This window comes from Bradyrhizobium arachidis, assembly GCF_024758505.1.
Lineage (GTDB): Bacteria > Pseudomonadota > Alphaproteobacteria > Rhizobiales > Xanthobacteraceae > Bradyrhizobium > Bradyrhizobium manausense_C.
In genome coordinates this window covers 8,288,405-8,305,999 of the sequence record NZ_CP077970.1, presented here as the reverse complement: position 1 = coordinate 8,305,999, position 17,595 = coordinate 8,288,405, and the positions used below count along the sequence as shown (strand labels likewise).

Genomic DNA, 17,595 nt, shown 5'->3' with positions numbered 1-17,595 from the left:
GTTGCGCTCCCTTCGGTCAGGCCGGAACGGTGGCGCGGCCAAGCTCGGCATGGCGGCGATAGTGGTGCGCGCTGCCGCCGAACAGCGTGTCGAAGGCGACCAGCCGCTGGAAATAGGCGCCGACTTCGAGTTCATTCGTGACGCCCATACCACCGTGAAGCTGGATCGATTGTTCACCAACGAAGCGCGCGCATTTGCCGATCTTTGCCTTGGCGCCGGAGGCGGCTCGCGCGCGCTCGACAGGCTCGGCGTCGGCCTTCAGCGCCGCGCGCAGCGCCATCGAGCGCGACTCGTCGCACTGGATCGCCATGTCGGCGAGCCGGTGCTTGATCACCTGGTTGGCCGACAGCGGCCGGCCGAATTGCTTGCGGATTTTTGTGTACTCCAGCGTCGCGTCCAGAAGCGTCTGCATGATGCCGACGGCTTCGGCGCCGAGCGCGGCCATGGCGCGGTCGATCGCCCATTCGATCGCGGGCAGGGTGTCCTCGCCGCCGCCGAGCCGGGCGTCTTCGGTAAGGTGCACGTCCGAGAGCTCGATGTTGCAGGCGCGGCCGCCGCCGAGGCGCGCGAAATCTGACATCACGAGGCTCGGGGTCTGTGCCGGCACCAGGAACAAGCCGATCCGACCCGACGGTCCCTGATGATCGTGGACATGCGCGGAGACGATGATCTCATCGGCGGCGTGGCCGTCGAGCACCGCGATCTTGTTGCCCGAGAGGCGCCAGCCCTGCACGGTCTTGTTGGCAACGGTCGCGACGTTGGAAAGATCGAACCGCGCGACGCGCTCGGAATGCGCGAATGCCAATTTGAGCGAGCCGTCGCCAACCTTCGGCAGAATGGCCCGCCTCTGCTGCTCGCTGCCGCATTTTTCGACGAGGCCTGCGCCGAGCACGACGGTCGCGATATAAGGCTCGGACACGAGGCCGCGACCAAAGGCTTCCATCAAAATGCCGATGTCGACCGCGCCGCCGCCGAGCCCGTCATAGGCTTCTGGAATCGGCAGCGCCAGCCAGCCGAGCTCGGCGAACTGCTTCCAGACATCAGGACTAAAACCTTGCGGATCGTTCGCCATGCGGCGGCGATGATCGGCATCGTAGCTCTCGACGATGAAGCGCTCGGCGCTTTCGCGTAGCAGCCGCTGCTCGTCGCTCAAATTCAGATCCATTGCGTTACTCCGCGGCCGTCGGCGGCTTGCGCACCGAGGGGTGCAGGCCGGAGGGGTCGACGATCATGCCAAATTCCTGAAGATTGTGGGCGTGACAGAGCTGATGCAGCGCAAAGGCCTGGTCGATCGCCGCAGGCTGGCCCATCAAATCGACCGAACGGTTCACGGCTTCCTTGGTCAGCTTCAACGCGAAGGACGGCTTTGCCGCGATCTTGCGCGCCAGCGCGAGCACCGAGGACGACAACTCCGCGCGCGGCACGACGTGATTGACCATGCCGAGCTGGTGCGCCTCCTGCGCGCTCCAGCTGTCTGCCGTGAACAGGAATTCCTTGGCCTTGCGCGGACCAAGTTCCCAGGGATGGACGAACCATTCGACGCCGCACACGCCCATGGTGACGACGGGATCGCAGAACTGCGCGTCGTCGCTGGTGACAATCAAGTCACAGGCCCAGGCCAGCATCAGCCCGCCGGCGATACACTTGCCGTGCACCTCCGCGATCGTCGGCTTGGCAAGGTTGCGCCAGCGTCGCGTGATCTGGAGATAGATCTCCTGCTCGCGCGCGAAGCGGCCGTGGGCGCCAGCTTCGGCGAAGCCGCCCCAATTTCCGATCGGCGGAAAATCGACGCCGGCTGAATTCTTAGGCCCCGGGCGCAAATCGTGGCCCGCCGAAAAGTGCGGGCCGCTACCCGCCAGGATGATGACCTTGACCGCGTCGTCCTGCACCGCCGCGTCGAAGGCGGCGTTGAGATCGTATGTCATCTGCAGGTTCTGCGCGTTGCGCGCGTCGGGCCGGTTCATCACGATGCGGGTGATTGCCGGCTCCGGCCTCTCCACGAGGATGGTCTCGAACGAGGTCATTGGCGTTTCCGTGGCGTTCTTATTATGGCTCCATGTGACTATGCCGGCCGGAGATAGGCAAGAGGCTTGCGTCAGCCGGCTACGTTGCTTTGCGCCCGCTCGTCATTCCGGGATGGTGCGTCAGCACCAGACCCGGAATCTCGAGATTCCGGGTTCGCTTCGCGCCCCGGAATGACAGAAGAAAATCTCGACACCCGGGCGGTTCAATCTGGTATCTAGGCCCGGAGATTCCACCGGGAGAAATTTCATGCGCAAGTTCCTGACCGTGCTGGCGGCGCTCGCGTCGCTGAGTCTGACCAATTGCGGCTACAATGCCATCCAGAGCCAGGATGAGCAGATCAAGGGCAACTGGTCGGAGGTCGTGAACCAGTATCAGCGCCGCGCCGATCTCGTCCCCAATCTCGTCAATTCGGTGAAGGGCTTTGCGCAGCAGGAAAAGGACGTGCTGCTCGGGGTCACCAACGCGCGCGCCAAGGTCGGCAGCATCCAGGCGACGCCGGAGGTCCTCAACGATCCGGCCGCGTTCCAGAAATTCCAGGCCGCCCAGGGCGAGCTCTCCAGCGCGCTGTCGCGGCTCCTGGTCGTCACCGAGAACTATCCGCAACTCAAGTCGGACGCGCTGTTCAAGGACCTGATGTCGCAGCTCGAGGGCACCGAGAACCGCATCACCGTGGCGCGCAACCGCTACATCAAATCGGTGCAGGAATATAACACCACCGTCCGCTCGTTCCCGAGCAACCTCACCGCGATGATGTTCGGCTACAAGGACAAGCCGAACTTCTCGGTCGAGAACGAGAAGGAGATCTCGACCGCGCCGAAGGTCGATTTCAACCCGGCGCCGTCGAAGTAGCGCCATCGGCTGCCCATGCGCGCCATCCCCTCCGCCGTCATTCCCCGCGCAGGCGGGGAATCCAGTACGCAGCGGCCCCTCCATATCCCGCTGGCGTCTCCTGGATACTGGATCGCCCGGTCCCGGCTCCGCCAAGGCTACGCCGGGCCGCGGGGGTGCTCGGCCGCCATAGCTTTGGCGAAGGCGGCGAGCCGGGCGATGACAGCGAGGTTGTTGCTGCTTGCGCTGTTCCTCGGCTGGGCGTTCGCCGCGGCAGCCGACGTCGCGGTGCCGCAACTCACCGGCCGCGTCGTCGACCAGACCGGCTCGCTGTCGAGCGGCGACATCGCCGCGCTGACGCAAAAGCTGAAGGCGTTCGAAGACAGGAAGGGCAGCCAGATCGCGGTGCTGATCGTGCCGACGACGCAACCCGAGACCATCGAGCAATTCTCGATCCGGGTGGCGGAGGCCTGGAAGGTCGGCCGCAAGAAGGTCGATGACGGCGCGATCCTGATCGTTGCCAAGAACGACCGGCATCTGCGCATCGAAGTCGGCTATGGCCTCGAAGGCGCGCTCACGGACGTGACCTCCCGGCGCATCATCGACGAAAATATCGCGCCGAAATTCAGGAGCGGCGATTTTGCCGGCGGCATCGGCGCCGGCGTTGACCGCATCATACGCGTGGTCGACGGCGAGCCGCTGCCTGCGCCCTCGCGCAATGTGAACTTCGATAACTCTGATTTTGATGCGTTCGGGCCGCTCTTTGCGGTGACAATGTTCGGCTCACTGGGGATCGGCGGGTTCTTCCGTGCCATCCTGGGGCGGCTGCTCGGATCACTGGTGGCCGGCGGCATCATTTCGATTATAGCGTGGTTTTTTGTCAGCTCCGTCACGATTTCGATCATCGCCGGCATTATCGGCTTCATCATCGGATTCGTGGCCGACCTGCTCAACGCGGCCGGGCCTGGCACGGGATCGTCGCGCGGCGGCTCGTGGTCGAGCGGGTCCTCGTCGGGGGGCTGGAGCAGCGGATCGTCGTCGAGCAGCAGCGGCGGCTTCAGCGGCGGCGGTGGCAGTTTTGGTGGCGGCGGCGCGTCGGGGAGCTGGTAGCGGTCATGAGCATCACGCGTATTGCCAGACATCTCGTGCAGCACAATTGGCGGGCAAAGCAGATCTTTACGCCAAAGGTGCTCGACCGGATCGAGCAGGCGATCAGGCAAAGCGAGACCACCCATTCCGGCCAGGTCCGCTTCGTGGTGGAAGGCGCGCTCGACGGCCGTCCGCTGTTCCGCAACCAGCCGGCACGCGGGCGCGCGCTCGACGTCTTCTCGCATTTGCGGATCTGGGACACCGCGCACAACAATGGCGTCCTGATCTATCTTTTGCTTGCGGATCGCGACGTCGAGATCGTCGCCGATCGCGGCATCGACGCGAAGGTGGGCGCTGATGGCTGGGAAAAGATCTGCCGCGCGATGGAAGCCGAGTTTCGCGCTGGTCAGTTCGAAGGCGGCGTGCTGGCAGGGATCGATGCGGTGTCGCGCGAGCTGGCCAAGCACTTTCCGCCGGGAGGCCCGCATACGAATGAGCTGCCGGACCAGCCGGTGGTGATGTAGCCCCAACGTCGTCCCATGCTCTGTCATTGGAAGCGGCGTGCTCAGACCTCTCACCGTCACCCTGAGGTGCTCGCCTCTTCGGCGAGCCTCGAAGGGCGACGGCCCGGCTGCATCCGGGCCGTTCATCCTTCGAGGCTCCTGTTGCGGCGCATTTGCGCCGCAACCCTCGCACCTCAGGATGACGGGGCTAGTACGGGCGCGAGTCCGCTTTAATCATCCAACTTGTTCAAATCCCGCACCGACTGCATGATCGGTTCGAAATTCGAGCGCGCATCCAGCGCGTCGAACAGTTGCGCGGTGTCTTCCAGCAGTGCATGCGAGCGGGCGATCGCGATGCGGACGTCGTCCTGCGGCGTATCGGACAGCCGGCCGTGGCCGGACAGCAGGATCCTTGAGTTCAGTCCCTTGATGCGCTCCAGCGACTGGATGTAGTCGGCGATGCTGCCCGAGCCGAACACGCCGCCCATCACGCCGCCGGGCATCAGCGTGTCGGCGGCGAACAACAGGCCCTTGTCCTGATCGAACAGCGTGATGCAGGCCGAGGTGTGGCCGGGCGTGTACATCACGTTGAGGCGGAAATTGCCGAGGTCGATCAGATTGCCTTCCTCGAGCCAGATGTCGATGTTGATCGGCACGTTCGGCTCGTTGAACATCTTTCTCAGCATCGAAAAATCGTCGCGCAGCATGATCTTGTTGGCGGCGAGCCGGTGGGCCGCGATGTATGTCCTGCGTTCGTTAAAATGCCAGGCCGCGCCGATATGGTCGAGATGCTCGTGGCTCAGCACCACCATGTCGATTTTTTCGGGCGGGCAGTCGATGAACGCGAGGCATTCGACCAGCGCCTGATAATTCGAAGTCAGGCCGACGTCGATCATGATGGTGCGGGCCGAGCCGCGCACCAGATAGGCATTGGCCGCGCGATTGGCGAAGCGGATCTGGTAGACGTCGTCAGCCGCCTGGATCAGCGAGCAGGTGTCGTTCTTGAAAAGGATTGGAAACACCGTCGGCTTGCGGTCGCTCATGGCTGCGTGGCCCGGTAGGTGACGGCGTTCGAGGCGCGCAAGCGCTTGCTGAGCGCATCCATCACCATCAGCGCAAAGGCCGGCTGCTGGCTGACGAGGTAGACGAAGCGCGCGTGGTTGATCTTCATCACGCGCGTGTTTGGCGCAGAGGCAATGGCGGTGGCCGAGCGCGCGGAGCCGTCGATCACGGCCATCTCGCCGAAGAACTCGCCTTTGCCGAGCTTGACGATGGTGGTCCTTGTGCCGGCGCCGACCTTGGCGATCTCGACTTCGCCGTCCAGTACGACGAACAGTTCGCGCCCGGTCGAGCCCTCCTCGAAGATGACGTCATCGACGCCAAACTCGTTGATGCACTTCTCGATCGCCATCGTGCCTCTCCTGGCACCCCCTCGGCCTTCTGGCTGGGGAGACGGTTAGCGCCATGTTAACCGGGGAATTTTGTCAGGCAAACAACAGCTTCGCCCGGCCATGAGCGATGCCGCAGGGCAGCATCCATCACATCCTGTTGCACACTGCCACGCCGGTTCCACGATCCCGGCGCAATTCGGCCCCCGATGAGTTCCTAAAATTTCGGTAAGCGGGTCCGAAGGTAAGGATTTCGCAAGCTATGAAAGTTACCAAAAGGTCAATCCTGACTGGAGTATTTGAGCCGTGAGCGAAACAATGTCCGACCGGGCCGGCGCAGAAGTCGCCGCCCAGGCTGCATCGCCGGAAGCCGGGATCGACGCCCCGTCGATCGCCCCCGATCATGAGGCGCCGCCCAAGCCGGACGCGCCGACGGCCGAGGCGCCCAAGGTCGAGCTGCCCAAGATCGAAACGCCCAAGATCGAACCCACCAAGATCGAGCCGACCAGGATCGAGCCTCCGAAGCTCGAGGCGCAGCCCAAGCTTGACGACAAGGTCGAGCCAAGACTCGGCAAGCTGATCGTGATGCCGCCCGCCGACCGCGCCTGGGAACGCGAGGATTTTGCCCCGCAGCCGAAGGCCGAGGAGAAGGCCGCAGGCGGCACGCGCCGGCTGTCCGCGATGGCCGCGGTGGTTGCGATCGCCGCCGTGGTCGGCGCCATCAGCGGCGCGCTGGCGACCGCCGGCGTCATGCATTTTGCATCGAACCAGGCGCCGGCCCCAGCCCCAGCCCTGGCTGCCGACACCAGCGCGCTGGAAAGCTCGGTCGCGCGGATCGATGCCGACGTCGTCGCGCTGAAGGCCAATCTCGATCACACCTCCAAGACGGGTGTGAGCCAGCTCAACAAGACCAACGACCGGCTCGACAAGCTCGAGAAGGCGCAGGCCGAACCGATGGCGAGGCTTGCCAAGCTCTCGGACAGCGTCGACAAGCTTCGCGCCGCGCAGGCCGCTGCGCCCGCGCAGACCGTCGCGGCCAAGGAGACGACGGGCTCGATCGCGCCGGCGCAGGTCGCCGCCGCTGCACCTGCCCCTGTTCCTGCCCCTGCCGCCGCGCCCGCTCAGGCCGCCGCAGCCGCGCCGTCGGCCGCCCCGCCAAAAGTCGAAGTCGGCCGGCTGCCGACGGTCGAGGGCTGGCGGTTGCGTGACGTCGCCAATGGCGGCGCGCTGATCGAGAGCCGCTCGGGGCTCTATGAAGTCTATGCCGGCGATCCCGTGCCGGGGCTCGGCCGCGTCGATGCGATCCGCCGCCAGGACGGCCGCTGGGTGGTCGTGACCACCAAGGGCCTGATCGTCGCGCGCTAAGTCGCATCCGATCCACATTTCGAAAGGGCGCTTCACCGCGATGTGAGGCGCCCCTTTTTACTTGAATAGCTGTCACGTCGCGGTGTTATTGGAGGCATGAGCCACGGCCGCGTCTTGCGAATCCTCGTTGCCTTCGTCGCGCTATGCAACGGCGTGCCGTCGCTGTCGGCAGCGGAGGATACCGCACTCGAGCGTGGCACGGCGATCACCGATCCCGATCTGCTGCGCGAGTTCGAACAGCACGACGTGCTCTCGATCTCGCGACTGCTGTGGCGGGAGCGGAATGCGAATTTTCCGCTGGAGACGGACATGCTGTTCTCCTGGCTCAAGCAGCTCGCGCAAATCCGTCCCGCCATCGACGCCGAGTTCGAGCGTTACATCGCACGCCACAAGGCAAGCTTTCCGAACGAGACGATCGGCGTCGGCGAGGGCTTTGACGTTCAGCTGTTCGATCGCGCGACGCTGAAATCCAACCAGACACGTTTCGTGCTCGCGGGCATCGTTAACCGCATGGACCGCGCCTTTGTGTCGGAGGAGTCGTGCGGCGAGATCCGCCTGATCTATCGTCTCACGCGCTTCGAGGCGAACCCCTCGGAGGGCAAGGCGGCCATGCGCCTGCCGATGACGCTCAATCTCGTGCTGAAGGCGCGGGACGCGCAGCAGCTCTCGCGCAAGCTCGAGCACATCACCTGCGCGGAGATCGCGCGGCGCTGGCTCGCCAATGACAAGTGGCAGGACCTGGTCGATGCCCTCCCGTTTCCCCAGGATGCGCTGATCGATCGGATCGAGACCAACACGCAAGTTGCGGTCGCTCCGAAATCGGCGTTGCATGATTTCCGGACCGACTATCTTCTGAAAGTGTTCAAATACAACGCGGACACAAAAGTGTTCGAGGAGGCGCCGCTCGAAAATCAGATCGACCGCGAGCGGCTGCTTGCGAACGAGAGCCTGCGGCGCGAGTTCAAGGCGTGGCTGCTCGAGCCCGAGCACTTGCGCGATTTTGATCGCGGCACGGTGCTGATCCCGGAGAAATTCCTCGCAAAGGGCGCCGTCGTGCCGACGCCGGCCGGGCTCGCCCCCTCCAGCCTGCAACCCGAATTCGGGCTGATGCAGGGGGAGGGCGAGCGCGATCCCGCATTCAGCGAGAGCGACGTCGTCGGTGCGCTCAAGACGGCCGCGGATCGCGGCATCGGCTTGCAAAACATCCGCTCGGTGGCGGGCTTCCAGCGCCGGCTCAACGACATCACCTGCGCCGGTTGCCATCAGACCCGCGGCATCGGCGGCTTCCATTTCCCGGGCGTCGACTGGACGGTGGACAAGCCGTCCACTTCCACCATCGTGCCGGGCTCGCCGCATTTCTTTGGCGACCAGGTCCGCCGCCGCGATATCCTCACTGCCTTCCGCGACGGCAAACGTCCCGATTTTTCGCGCGGATTCGCCAGTCGGCCACAGCTGCGCGGCAGCACGGAGCTTGCGGGAACCGAATATCAGGACGGCTGGGGCGCCCATTGTTCCTTGCAGGGGCCAGGATCGGCCGGCGCCGACAAGAGTTTTACGTCATGGACCTGTGCTAAAGGTCTCAGCTGTCAGGCGGCGGGCAGCTCGAGCCGCATCGGAATGTGCTTTGTGAAGACGCGGTAGGGCATGATCGACGCGGTCATGCTCGGACAACATGGCCAACCAAACCAATCGGTGACCGATGACCGACACCAGCGACGCCAACAAGGAGCGCAATCGCCAGATCGCGCGCAATGAGGAAGCCAGGCAGATCACCGGCAACATCCGCGTCAGCACCTGGGCGATCGTCGTTGCCGTCATGATCGGCGCGGTGTTGTTCACACTCGGCTGGATCGCGACGCGGTAGTTGCTACGCGTAATGTGTCAGGCGCTTGCCGGGCAGAAGGTCATAGGCCGAGCTCCAGCCGGGCAGCGCGGCCATGCGACCGAGCCAAGCGTGGATGGCGGGGTGGCTTTGCGCAAAATCGTAGCCGTGCTCGTCGCAGGGATAGTGCAGATACGCCATCATCGAGATGTCGGCGATGGTCGGCTTCTTGCCTATCGCGAAATCGTTGTGCTTAAGGTGCTGCTCCAGAATGCCGAGGAAGTCGTCGAGCCGGCGCCGAAAATGTTTCAACACCTGCGGATCCCCGTTTTGCACGAACGTCCGCATGAAGCGATAGGTCGCCATGTAGCCGGTGAGCTTGTGGTTGTCCCAGAACAGCCAGCGGAGCAGCTCGAATTTCTCGTCCGCGGTGTCGCCGCCGAAGCGGCCATATTGCTCGGCAAGTCCCAGCAGGATCGGCGCGGTCTGCGTCTTCCTGACGCCATCGACCTCCAGCACCGGAATCTCGCCCATCTCGTTGACGGTCTTGCGCCACTCGGCCGTGCGCGTGACGCCGCCGGCAAAATCGGTCCACACGCCCTCAAAGCGCTCGCCGCAGAGCGTAAGCATCAGGGCGAGCTTGTAGCTGTTGCCGGATTCGGGGAAGTAGTGCAGGCGGTAGCTGGGCATGGGGCCTCGCGAGGCAGATGTTGTTTAGGCGCGCAATTTTCACAACCTCGTCCCGGCCTGCGCCGGGACGACAGCGGAGTATGTAGCGCGAGCTTCCCTTACGCCACCGCGCCTGCCGCCCGCAGCTTCCTGATCGTCGCCTCGTCGTAGCCCGCCTGACGCAAAATCTCGTCGCTGTGCTCGCCGACGGCGGGTGGCTTGCGCGGTTGCACCTTTTTGGCGCCGTCGATCCAGATCGGGCTGTTGACCGTGAGCATGGTGTCGTTCTCGAACGGCACCAGCACCTCGTTGTCGAGCATCTGCTTGTCGGTCGGCAGATCGTCGAGGATGCCGACGACGCCGAACACCAGCCCGTTGCCGTCGAGGATCTTTCGCCATTCGGCGAGGTCCTTGGTGGCGAACGTGTCGTCCAGGATCTTGATCAGCTCGACCGAGCGCGCGTGGCGGTCGGCCTTGGTCGCGAAGCGGGGATCGTCGATCAGGTCCTCACGCCCGAGGCAGCGGGCGAGCGTCGGCCATTGCCGCTCCTCGTTGAGCAGCGTCAGGATCAGCCAGCGCTCATCCTTGCACTGGTAGTGGTTGGCCACGGCGTTGAGCGCGCGCTCGCGCGGCCGCCGCTCGCCGAATTTTGCGCCGCAGAGCTTTGCCTGCGCCAGCACGCTTGCGGCCCACACGCCGTTCGCCATCAGGTTGGAGGCGACGTGCGAGCCCTTGCCGGTCTTCTCGCGCTGATAGAGCGCGGTGACGATGGCGCCGTAGAACGCCATGGCGCAGGGATGATCACCCATGCCGGCGACCGAGCGCGCCGGCGTGGTGTGGATGTCCGCGCGCACCAGGTCCATCAGGCCGGAGCGCGCCCAATAGGCGTTGCTGTCGAAGCCGGGCTTGTTGGCCTCTTCGCCCTTTTCGCCATAGCCGGTGAAGGAGGCGTAGATCAGCCGCTCGTTGAGATGGGCGAGATGTTCATGAGTGATGCCGAGCTTGGTGCGCACCTGCGGCGGCATGTTTGTGATGAAGACGTCGGTCTCCTCCACCAGCTTGTAGAGCACGGCCTGCGCCTCGGGCTTGGTGAGGTCAAGTGCGAGACTCTTCTTGTTGCGGGCTTCGAGCAGCCAGGCAAAGTTGTGCTCGCTCGCGGGATAGCCGGGCAGGTTGGGCAGGTTGCGGTAGGGATCGCCCATGCCCGGCGGCTCGATCTTGATGACATCGGCGCCGAAGTCCGACAGCACGGTCGCGGCAGCGGGGGCGGCGATGAAGCTCGCGCAGTCCAGAACCTTCAGGCCGTCGAAAATACCCTTTTGCATCGCGGCGTAGCTCCTTGCTCTTATTGTTTCCCGCGCGCTGAAATTCGCGCTTCCTAACCGTTCGTTCATTTGACCGATGTTGTGGCGGGATGCAACGTTCCGAGCCCGCGGCTGCGGCTTGGCCGGAATGCCAAACTCTTATGGCAATCCGCCCGCTCAGGTTGTAGAGCGTAGGCAGCCGCGCGAGCCGATCGTAGCGGATCGGCCGAATGGGGTGGGTCGTTCATGTCGACGTCTTTCGTCCGTCTGATGGCGCCGGTCGCGCTCACCGGGTTGTTGTGCGGGTTTGGTCCGGCGCGAGCGGGCGATCTCGAAGATTGCAGTGGCCCCGTCCCGACTAAAATCGAATCCGGCTGCGCCGCCATCATCGCCGATCAATTGCGCCCTGCCGAGGATCGCTTGCGCGCCTATGTGAACAGGTCGCGCCTGTTCATGGGCCGCTCCAACCTCGATGCGGGGTTGGCAGACGCGGAAGCCGCGGTCGAGCTCAATCCGAAATCCGTTCCCGCCTTGCTGTCGCGCGGCTTCGCCCGGCAGCGCAAAGCTAATTTTGACGGCGCGCTGGCCGACATCAACCAGGCCATCGAGCTCGACCCCAAGAGTGCGAATGCGTTTGCGGCGCGCGGCGGCCTGAAAATCGACCAGAAGCAGTGGACCGACGCCGCCGCGGATTTCAGCCAGGCGATCAGCCTGCGGCAGGACTATGCCCCGGCCTATGTCGGGCGCGCGCGGACTTATGTCGAAACCTCGCAGCTCGATCAGGCCATGAGCGATCTCAACACCGCGATCTCGATCAATGCGAGCTTGCCCAACGCCTTCTTCTGGCGCGGTCAGGTCTATCGCCGCAAGGGCGAACTCGACCACGCCATCGAGGACTTTTCGCGGGCGATCGCGCAGACGCCGCAACCCGATCGCGGCTCCTATTTCGCGCGAGGGCAGGTCTTCAGCTCCAAGGGCGACTATGCGCGTGCGATCGCGGATTTCGACAAGGTGCTGTCGATCGCTCCGAACGATCAGTTTGCCCAGCAGCAGCGCCAGGCCGCCGTCGCGATGCAGGCCGAGCTTGCGAAAGTGCAAGGCGCGCCGGCGATGGCTGCGCCGGCGGCGCCCGCTGCTCCCGCCGTGTCCGCTGCCCCCAAGCAGGTCGTCGCCGCTCCACCGCCTGCGCTTCCGTCGGGAACGGCGCCGATGGCGATCATACCGAAGGGCACATTTCCTGCGGCTCCGGCCGGCCTGAGCGAGGCCACGCAGTTGCTACAGCAGAAAAAATATGCCGAAGCCCTGCCGCGTCTCAACACGGTGCTTGACGGCAACCCGCGCAACGAGACTGCGCTCAAATTGCGCGTGGCCGCAAATCTCTCTTTGTCCCGCTTCGCCGAGGCACGGACCGACATCGACGCCTTGCTCCGGATGAAGCCGAACGACTCGCCATTGCTGGCCTCCCGTGCGATTGCCTCGATCGGCATGAAGCAATTCGATCAGGCCATGATCGATGCCAATCAGGCGCTCAGTGCCAATCCGAACAATGCGGTGGCCTATGTCGGCCGCGGCATGGCCACCCGGTTGACCGGCAAATTCAAGGACGCCATTGCCGATTTCGACCGCGCGATCGCGCTCAACGACAAGGATTACATGGCGTATTCCGAGCGCGGCCAGGCCTATATGGGACTGAACCAGTTCGACAAGGCCGTGGTCGATTTCGATCGTTCGCTGGTGCTCAACCCCGTCAACGACACGGCGCGCGCCTCGCGCGGGCTCGTGCTGCTGTTGAAGGGGAACAACGCGGAAGGCCTGGTCGACGTCAAGAACGCGCTCGACCGCAATCCCAACAACCAGGTCGCCGAGCTCGGACAGGGGCTGGCGATGCTGATCTCCGGACAATACGACCGCGCCATCGTGGCGCTGGACCATATCGTCGGCACGGCGCCCGCCTTCGACGGCTTCGTGCGGACGCTCCGCGCACGCGCCTATCTCGGCAAGAAGGATGCCGCCGGCGCCATGACGGACCTCGATCTGGTGCTCGGCACCCGGCCGAACGATCCGGATGCGCTCGGCTTGCGCGGCATCGCCTTCACGTCGATGAAGCAATACGACAAGGCGCTCGACGATCTCGGCAAGGCGATCGCACAGCGCCCGTCGATCGAGCGCTATTTCGCCCGGGCGATGGCCTACGAGGCCAAGGGCGATCCGGACAAGGCAACCAGCGACTACCGCAGCGCCACCCAGCTCACGCCGACGAGCGTGTTCGATATCGCTGCCCAGAACCAGGCCAAGCTGAAGATCCAGCAGCTGTCCAAGCGCATCCCCTGCGGCAATTCGGGGAAGGCCGACAAGGACGACACCTGTCTGTAAGCTACTCTTCCCCCGCGAGCAGCGCCGCATTGCCGCCGGCGGCCGCCGTGTTGATCGTCACGGTCTGCTCGGTGGCAAAGCGCGCGAGATAGTGCGGGCCGCCGGCCTTGGGGCCGGTTCCGGACAGGCCGTTGCCGCCGAACGGTTGCACACCGACGACCGCGCCGATCATGTTGCGGTTGACGTAGATGTTGCCGACCGAGAGCCGCGCGATGATCGCCTCGATGGTGTCGTCGATGCGCGAATGGATGCCGAGCGTGAGCCCGAAACCGCTGCGCTCGACCGCCTTGAGCACGCGACCGAGATGCTCGGCGCGGTAGCGCACGACATGCAGGATGGGGCCAAAAACCTCCTCGGTGAGCTGGCCGGCGTCGGCGAGCTCGAAAATATGCGGTGCGACGAAGGTGCCCTCGGGCGCCTTACCGGCAAAATGCAGCCGCGCCTCTTTCGTCATGCGCGCGATATGGGCGTCCAGCCGCTGCTTGGCCTCGGCGTCGATCACCGGCCCGATGTGTGTCGCGATCTCGCGGGGATCGCCGATCCGCAGTTCGCGCGCGGCGCCTGCGATCATCTCGATCATGCGGTCGGCGACGTCCTCCTGCACGAAGAGCAGTCGCAGCGCCGAGCAGCGCTGGCCGGCGGAGCGGAAAGCCGAGGTGACGACGTCATCAGTGACCTGCTCGGGCAGCGCGGTCGCATCCGCAATCATGGCGTTGATGCCGCCGGTCTCTGCGATCAGCGGAACGATCGGTCCGTCCTTGGCGGCGAGCGTCCGGTTGATCGCGCGCGCGACCTCGGTCGAGCCGGTGAAGACGACGCCGGCGATACTTTGATGCGCGGTCAGTGCAGCGCCGATGTGGCCGTCGCCGATAACGAGATGCAGCGCGGAAGCCGGCACACCCGCCTCATGCAGCAGGCGGACCGCGTCGATTGCGATCCGCGGCGTCTGCTCGGCGGGCTTTGCCACCACCGCATTGCCGGCCATCAGCGCCGCAGTGACCTGGCCGAGGAAGATCGCCAGCGGAAAGTTCCAAGGCGAGATCGCGACGAAGACGCCGCGACCGCGCAAGGCGAGCCCATTGCTCTCGCCGGTCGGGCCCGGCATCGCCTCTTCAGTGCCGAACAGCTTGCGGCCCTGCGCGGCATAGTAGCGGCAGAAGTCGGCGGCTTCGCGAACTTCGGAGAGCGCGTCGTCGAGCGTCTTGCCGCCCTCGCGTTGCAGCAGCGCCATGAAATGCGCAGCGCGCTGTTCGAGCAGATAGGCAGCCTGCTCCAGCGCAGCCGCGCGCGTGGCCGCCGGCGTTCGGCTCCAGGATGCGAATCCGGCGCGCGCGGCGGCAATCGCAGCATTGGCCTGTTGAGGCGTGGCGTCGCTGACCGGCTTGAGATCGGTTGCCTCGCTCGCAATGTCGGCGAGCAGGCGATCGAGCGCGGCGCGTTCGCCGAATTCGACACCTCGCGAATTCCTGCGCTCCGGCGCGAAGAGGTCGCGCGGCAGCGGAATTCTGGGGTGGTTCGCCTGCTGCGGCTTGGTCACGCTATCGGCCGGTCGCTGCAGCAACGTTGCGACCGGCACGCGATAGTCCGAGGCCTGCGCCACGAAGGAGGAGTTGGCGCCATTCTCCAGCAGACGCCGCACCAGATAGGCGAGGAGGTCGCGATGGCTGCCGACCGGTGCGTAGGTGCGATAGGCAATGCCGGGATGATCCTGCGCCAGCCGCTCATAGAGCGCTTCGCCCATGCCGTGCAGGCGCTGGAACTCGTAGCCGCCGTCGCCACCTGCAAGCTCCAGCACGGTCGCGACCGTGAGCGCGTTGTGGGTTGCGAATTGCGGGAAGATGCGAGGGCGCAGCGCCAGCAGCTTCTGGGCGCAGGCGACGTAGTTGAGATCCGTCATCGCCTTGCGGGTGAATACGGGATAGCTGTCGAGCCCGCGCTCCTGCGCGCGCTTGATCTCGGTGTCCCAATAGGCGCCCTTGACCAGGCGCACCATCAGCTTGCGGTCGAGCGCGCGGGCCAGGCTGTCGATGTAGTCGATCACGTCGCGGGCGCGCTTCTGGTAGGCCTGGATCGCCAGCCCAAAGCCGTCCCAGCCGGCGAGCGCAGGGTCGGCAAGCGTCGCCGCGATCACGTCGAGCGACAATTCGAGCCGGTCGGCCTCCTCGGCATCGACCGTGAAGTTGAGGTCATGCGCTTTGGCTCGCTTGGCGAGATCGACGAGATCAGGCACCTGCTCGCGCATCACGCGGTCGCGGCCGATCGCCTCGAAGCGCGGATGCAGCGCCGAGAGTTTTACCGAGATGCCGGGTCGGTCGGGCAGGGGACGATCACCCGCGGCCTTGCCGATCGTCTCGATTGCACTGGCATAGGCGTCGAAATAGCGATTTGCGTCGGACGCCGTGCGCGCGCCTTCGCCAAGCATGTCGAAGGAATAGCGTGGCTGGTGGCCCGAGCGCGGCCGCGCGCGCTCCAGCGCCTGTTCGATGGTCTCGCCGAGCACAAAATGATTGCCCATCAGCCGCATCGCCTGGCGGGTGGCGGCGCGCACCGCGGGCGCGCCCAGCCGCTTCACCAGCCGCCCGATCGTGCCGTCCGGCGTCTCGCCCGGCTGGATCACGCGCGCCGACAGGCCGAGTGCCCAGGCCGAGGCATTGACCAGGAAGGCGCTCGACTTGGTCTCGTGGTGGATGAAGTCGCCCTCGCCGAGCTTGTCCTCGATGAACTGATCGGCGGTGCGGGCGTCGGGCACGCGGAGCAGCGCCTCCGCGAGCACCATCAGCGCCAGCCCTTCCTTGGTCGAAAGCGCGAACTCCCGCAGCATGTCCTCGACGCCGCCAAGCCGGTCGTCACTGGTTCGGATGGCTTCGATCAGCCGCGTCGCTGACCGGTCGATCCGCGCGTCCTGCGGCGGGGAGAGGTGAGCCGTCCGCAGCAAGGCGGCGGCGATCTCGGCATCGTCGGGCGCGTAGGGCGCACTGAAGGGCGGCAAAGCGTTCGGCATGGCGTTTCCTGTGACGGATTCGAACGTAATCCCCGCTTGGCCGTAGTTCGATAGACAAAATAGGGATTTTGCCTTAGAAAATAAACATAGGATGTCATTTTGCCGTAGATAGTATGGATCTTGATCGCACAGACCGTAAAATCCTCTCGATCCTTCAAGAGGATGGGCGGATTCCGAATGTCGACCTGGCTGACAGGATCGGCCTGTCTCCGACCTCGGTCGGCGAACGGCTGAAGCGGCTGCAGCGCGAAGGCTTTGTCGAGGGCTATGGCGCGCGACTCAATCCGCACCGGCTCGGGCTGGGGCTTCTGGTGTTCGTCGAAGTGCTGCTCGACAAGACCACACCCGACAATTTCGAGCGGTTCGCGCGCGCCGTAAAGCTCGCGCCCGAGGTGCTGGAGTGTCACATGGTCGCCGGCGGTTTCGACTATCTGGTGAAGGCGCGGCTGCCGGACATGACGGCCTATCGCCGCTTTCTCGGCGAGCGGCTGCTCTCAATGCCGGGCGTGCGCGAGACGCGTACCTATGCCGTGATGGAAGAGATCAAGCGCGACGCACCCCTGCCGGTGGGCTAGCTAGAGCGTTTTCAAGCGAAGTGGATACCGGTTCGCGTCAAGAAAACGCGTTCAAATCACACCCGTTCCGATTCCATCGGAACGGCCGCCGCGATTGTCATATGCATGGTAACGATCAGAGGTTCCTAGCACGCAAGAAACTGCGTGTGCGCAATCGCAAGCCCTGTCGAATGCACCCAATCGTCTCTTAAAATTTTTTTGGCCCAACTCCCGGATGGAATCCGGGAGCGGCAAAATGCCTTGGGCTTAAACTTTGAGGTTCTCTGCGGACGTCTTGCCCCGGTTGGCGATCTCTTCGTACTCCACCGTCTGTCCCTCGTTGAGGGTCGACAGACCGGCCTTCTGCACTGCCGAGATATGCACGAACACATCCTTGCCGCCCGACGAGGGCTGAATGAAACCGTAACCCTTCGTCGGGTTGAACCACTTGACCGTACCTTTGGGCATCACGTCTTCTCCGCGGGTCTTCCTCCACGAGCACGAGCCGCCAGTCCCCGCAAACCGGCCGGCTCGGTCCTAACAGGATACGCAAAATGTCGCGGGCTTGGTAGCTCAAACCACAACGGCCGAGGGCCGAAAATCGCTCAACTTGGTGGCGGTTTTGCCGGTTTTGCCCGTTTAGCGATCATTTGACACAGGCCCCGACCGAGCTC

Annotated in this window: 16 protein-coding genes; 8 read left to right on the top strand and 8 right to left on the bottom strand. The window is 64.6% G+C overall.

All coding sequences use genetic code 11. From position 1 onward, the window contains the following. Positions 1 to 16: 16 nt before the first annotated feature. Both KUF59_RS38525 and KUF59_RS38520 read right to left on the bottom strand, forming a co-directional pair. Complete coding sequence (locus KUF59_RS38525; RefSeq protein WP_212461945.1) at positions 17 to 1,165, bottom strand: acyl-CoA dehydrogenase family protein; 1,149 nt, start codon at positions 1,163 to 1,165, stop codon at positions 17 to 19. A 4-nt stretch (positions 1,166 to 1,169) separates the two neighbouring features. Then, positions 1,170 to 2,024 carry an enoyl-CoA hydratase gene (locus KUF59_RS38520; protein ID WP_212461946.1) on the bottom strand — a complete coding sequence of 285 codons (855 nt, stop codon included), beginning with the start codon at positions 2,022 to 2,024 and terminating at the stop codon, positions 1,170 to 1,172. A gap of 247 nt (positions 2,025 to 2,271) precedes the next feature. On the opposite strand from KUF59_RS38520, the gene KUF59_RS38515 reads away from it, so the two are divergent. The 3 genes from KUF59_RS38515 (at position 2,272) to KUF59_RS38505 (ending at position 4,466) form a co-directional block, all read left to right on the top strand. Next, a complete protein-coding gene (locus tag KUF59_RS38515) occupies positions 2,272 to 2,874 on the top strand; it encodes a LemA family protein (protein ID WP_212461947.1) in 603 nt (200 codons plus the stop codon). A gap of 198 nt (positions 2,875 to 3,072) precedes the next feature. Continuing rightward, on the top strand, positions 3,073 to 3,963 hold the full coding sequence (locus KUF59_RS38510) for a TPM domain-containing protein (protein ID WP_212461948.1): 891 nt from the start codon (positions 3,073 to 3,075) through the stop codon (positions 3,961 to 3,963). 5 nt (positions 3,964 to 3,968) lie between these two features. Then, on the top strand, positions 3,969 to 4,466 hold the full coding sequence (locus KUF59_RS38505; RefSeq protein ID WP_212461949.1) for a TPM domain-containing protein: 498 nt from the start codon (positions 3,969 to 3,971) through the stop codon (positions 4,464 to 4,466). Positions 4,467 to 4,675: 209 nt separating this feature from the next. On the opposite strand, the gene KUF59_RS38500 is transcribed toward KUF59_RS38505, so the two are convergent. Beyond that, complete coding sequence (locus tag KUF59_RS38500; protein ID WP_212461950.1) at positions 4,676 to 5,488, bottom strand: MBL fold metallo-hydrolase; 813 nt, start codon at positions 5,486 to 5,488, stop codon at positions 4,676 to 4,678. Next, positions 5,485 to 5,856, bottom strand: a complete 372-nt coding sequence (locus KUF59_RS38495) for a Crp/Fnr family transcriptional regulator (RefSeq protein ID WP_212461951.1) — start codon at positions 5,854 to 5,856, stop codon at positions 5,485 to 5,487. Before KUF59_RS38495 ends, KUF59_RS38500 begins: the two co-directional genes overlap by 4 nt. 295 nt (positions 5,857 to 6,151) lie before the next feature. Between KUF59_RS38495 and KUF59_RS38490 the strand changes: the two genes are divergently transcribed. The 3 genes from KUF59_RS38490 to KUF59_RS38480 all read left to right on the top strand — a co-directional run bounded on the left by KUF59_RS38490 (position 6,152) and on the right by KUF59_RS38480 (position 9,062). Next, positions 6,152 to 7,198, top strand: a complete 1,047-nt coding sequence (locus KUF59_RS38490; protein WP_212461999.1) for a hypothetical protein — start codon at positions 6,152 to 6,154, stop codon at positions 7,196 to 7,198. A 96-nt stretch (positions 7,199 to 7,294) separates the two neighbouring features. Continuing rightward, positions 7,295 to 8,839 carry a hypothetical protein gene (locus tag KUF59_RS38485; RefSeq protein ID WP_212461952.1) on the top strand — a complete coding sequence of 515 codons (1,545 nt, stop codon included), beginning with the start codon at positions 7,295 to 7,297 and terminating at the stop codon, positions 8,837 to 8,839. A gap of 58 nt (positions 8,840 to 8,897) precedes the next feature. After that, a complete protein-coding gene (locus KUF59_RS38480; RefSeq protein ID WP_212461953.1) occupies positions 8,898 to 9,062 on the top strand; it encodes a hypothetical protein in 165 nt (54 codons plus the stop codon). Between the two features lie 3 nt (positions 9,063 to 9,065). Here KUF59_RS38480 and KUF59_RS38475 read toward each other — a convergent pair whose 3' ends face one another. Together KUF59_RS38475 and KUF59_RS38470 are read right to left on the bottom strand one after the other, a co-directional pair. Continuing rightward, positions 9,066 to 9,710, bottom strand: coding sequence for a glutathione S-transferase family protein (locus KUF59_RS38475; RefSeq protein ID WP_212461954.1), 645 nt, complete (start codon positions 9,708 to 9,710; stop codon positions 9,066 to 9,068). A 98-nt stretch (positions 9,711 to 9,808) separates the two neighbouring features. After that, positions 9,809 to 11,014: a CaiB/BaiF CoA transferase family protein gene (locus tag KUF59_RS38470; protein WP_212461955.1), complete on the bottom strand. Its 1,206-nt coding sequence runs from the start codon at positions 11,012 to 11,014 to the stop codon at positions 9,809 to 9,811. A 225-nt stretch (positions 11,015 to 11,239) separates the two neighbouring features. Between KUF59_RS38470 and KUF59_RS38465 the strand changes: the two genes are divergently transcribed. After that, positions 11,240 to 13,366: a tetratricopeptide repeat protein gene (locus tag KUF59_RS38465; protein ID WP_212461956.1), complete on the top strand. Its 2,127-nt coding sequence runs from the start codon at positions 11,240 to 11,242 to the stop codon at positions 13,364 to 13,366. Position 13,367: 1 nt separating this feature from the next. Here the strand turns inward: KUF59_RS38465 and putA are convergent, their stop codons facing one another. Next, a complete protein-coding gene (putA, locus tag KUF59_RS38460; RefSeq protein ID WP_258767912.1) occupies positions 13,368 to 16,367 on the bottom strand; it encodes a bifunctional proline dehydrogenase/L-glutamate gamma-semialdehyde dehydrogenase PutA in 3,000 nt (999 codons plus the stop codon). 113 nt (positions 16,368 to 16,480) lie between these two features. Between putA and KUF59_RS38455 the strand changes: the two genes are divergently transcribed. Next, on the top strand, positions 16,481 to 16,942 hold the full coding sequence (locus KUF59_RS38455; RefSeq protein WP_212461958.1) for an Lrp/AsnC ligand binding domain-containing protein: 462 nt from the start codon (positions 16,481 to 16,483) through the stop codon (positions 16,940 to 16,942). A gap of 246 nt (positions 16,943 to 17,188) precedes the next feature. Here KUF59_RS38455 and KUF59_RS38450 read toward each other — a convergent pair whose 3' ends face one another. Further along, entirely contained in the window at positions 17,189 to 17,389 is a 201-nt protein-coding gene (locus KUF59_RS38450) for a cold-shock protein (protein WP_212461959.1), read from the bottom strand. Positions 17,390 to 17,595 lie beyond the last annotated feature (206 nt).

Excerpts from the sequence above, each read along its gene's own strand:
- KUF59_RS38525 (WP_212461945.1), bottom strand. The coding sequence starts at position 1,165 with ATGGATCTGAATTTGAGCGACGAGCAGCGGCTGCTACGCGAAAGCGCC.
- KUF59_RS38520 (WP_212461946.1), bottom strand. The coding sequence starts at position 2,024 with ATGACCTCGTTCGAGACCATCCTCGTGGAGAGGCCGGAGCCGGCAATC.
- KUF59_RS38515 (WP_212461947.1), top strand. The coding sequence starts at position 2,272 with ATGCGCAAGTTCCTGACCGTGCTGGCGGCGCTCGCGTCGCTGAGTCTG.
- KUF59_RS38510 (WP_212461948.1), top strand. The coding sequence starts at position 3,073 with ATGACAGCGAGGTTGTTGCTGCTTGCGCTGTTCCTCGGCTGGGCGTTC.
- KUF59_RS38505 (WP_212461949.1), top strand. The coding sequence starts at position 3,969 with ATGAGCATCACGCGTATTGCCAGACATCTCGTGCAGCACAATTGGCGG.
- KUF59_RS38500 (WP_212461950.1), bottom strand. The coding sequence starts at position 5,488 with ATGAGCGACCGCAAGCCGACGGTGTTTCCAATCCTTTTCAAGAACGAC.
- KUF59_RS38495 (WP_212461951.1), bottom strand. The coding sequence starts at position 5,856 with ATGGCGATCGAGAAGTGCATCAACGAGTTTGGCGTCGATGACGTCATC.
- KUF59_RS38490 (WP_212461999.1), top strand. The coding sequence starts at position 6,152 with ATGTCCGACCGGGCCGGCGCAGAAGTCGCCGCCCAGGCTGCATCGCCG.
- KUF59_RS38485 (WP_212461952.1), top strand. The coding sequence starts at position 7,295 with ATGAGCCACGGCCGCGTCTTGCGAATCCTCGTTGCCTTCGTCGCGCTA.
- KUF59_RS38480 (WP_212461953.1), top strand. The coding sequence starts at position 8,898 with ATGACCGACACCAGCGACGCCAACAAGGAGCGCAATCGCCAGATCGCG.
- KUF59_RS38475 (WP_212461954.1), bottom strand. The coding sequence starts at position 9,710 with ATGCCCAGCTACCGCCTGCACTACTTCCCCGAATCCGGCAACAGCTAC.
- KUF59_RS38470 (WP_212461955.1), bottom strand. The coding sequence starts at position 11,014 with ATGCAAAAGGGTATTTTCGACGGCCTGAAGGTTCTGGACTGCGCGAGC.
- KUF59_RS38465 (WP_212461956.1), top strand. The coding sequence starts at position 11,240 with ATGTCGACGTCTTTCGTCCGTCTGATGGCGCCGGTCGCGCTCACCGGG.
- putA (WP_258767912.1), bottom strand. The coding sequence starts at position 16,367 with ATGCCGAACGCTTTGCCGCCCTTCAGTGCGCCCTACGCGCCCGACGAT.
- KUF59_RS38455 (WP_212461958.1), top strand. The coding sequence starts at position 16,481 with ATGGATCTTGATCGCACAGACCGTAAAATCCTCTCGATCCTTCAAGAG.
- KUF59_RS38450 (WP_212461959.1), bottom strand. The coding sequence starts at position 17,389 with ATGCCCAAAGGTACGGTCAAGTGGTTCAACCCGACGAAGGGTTACGGT.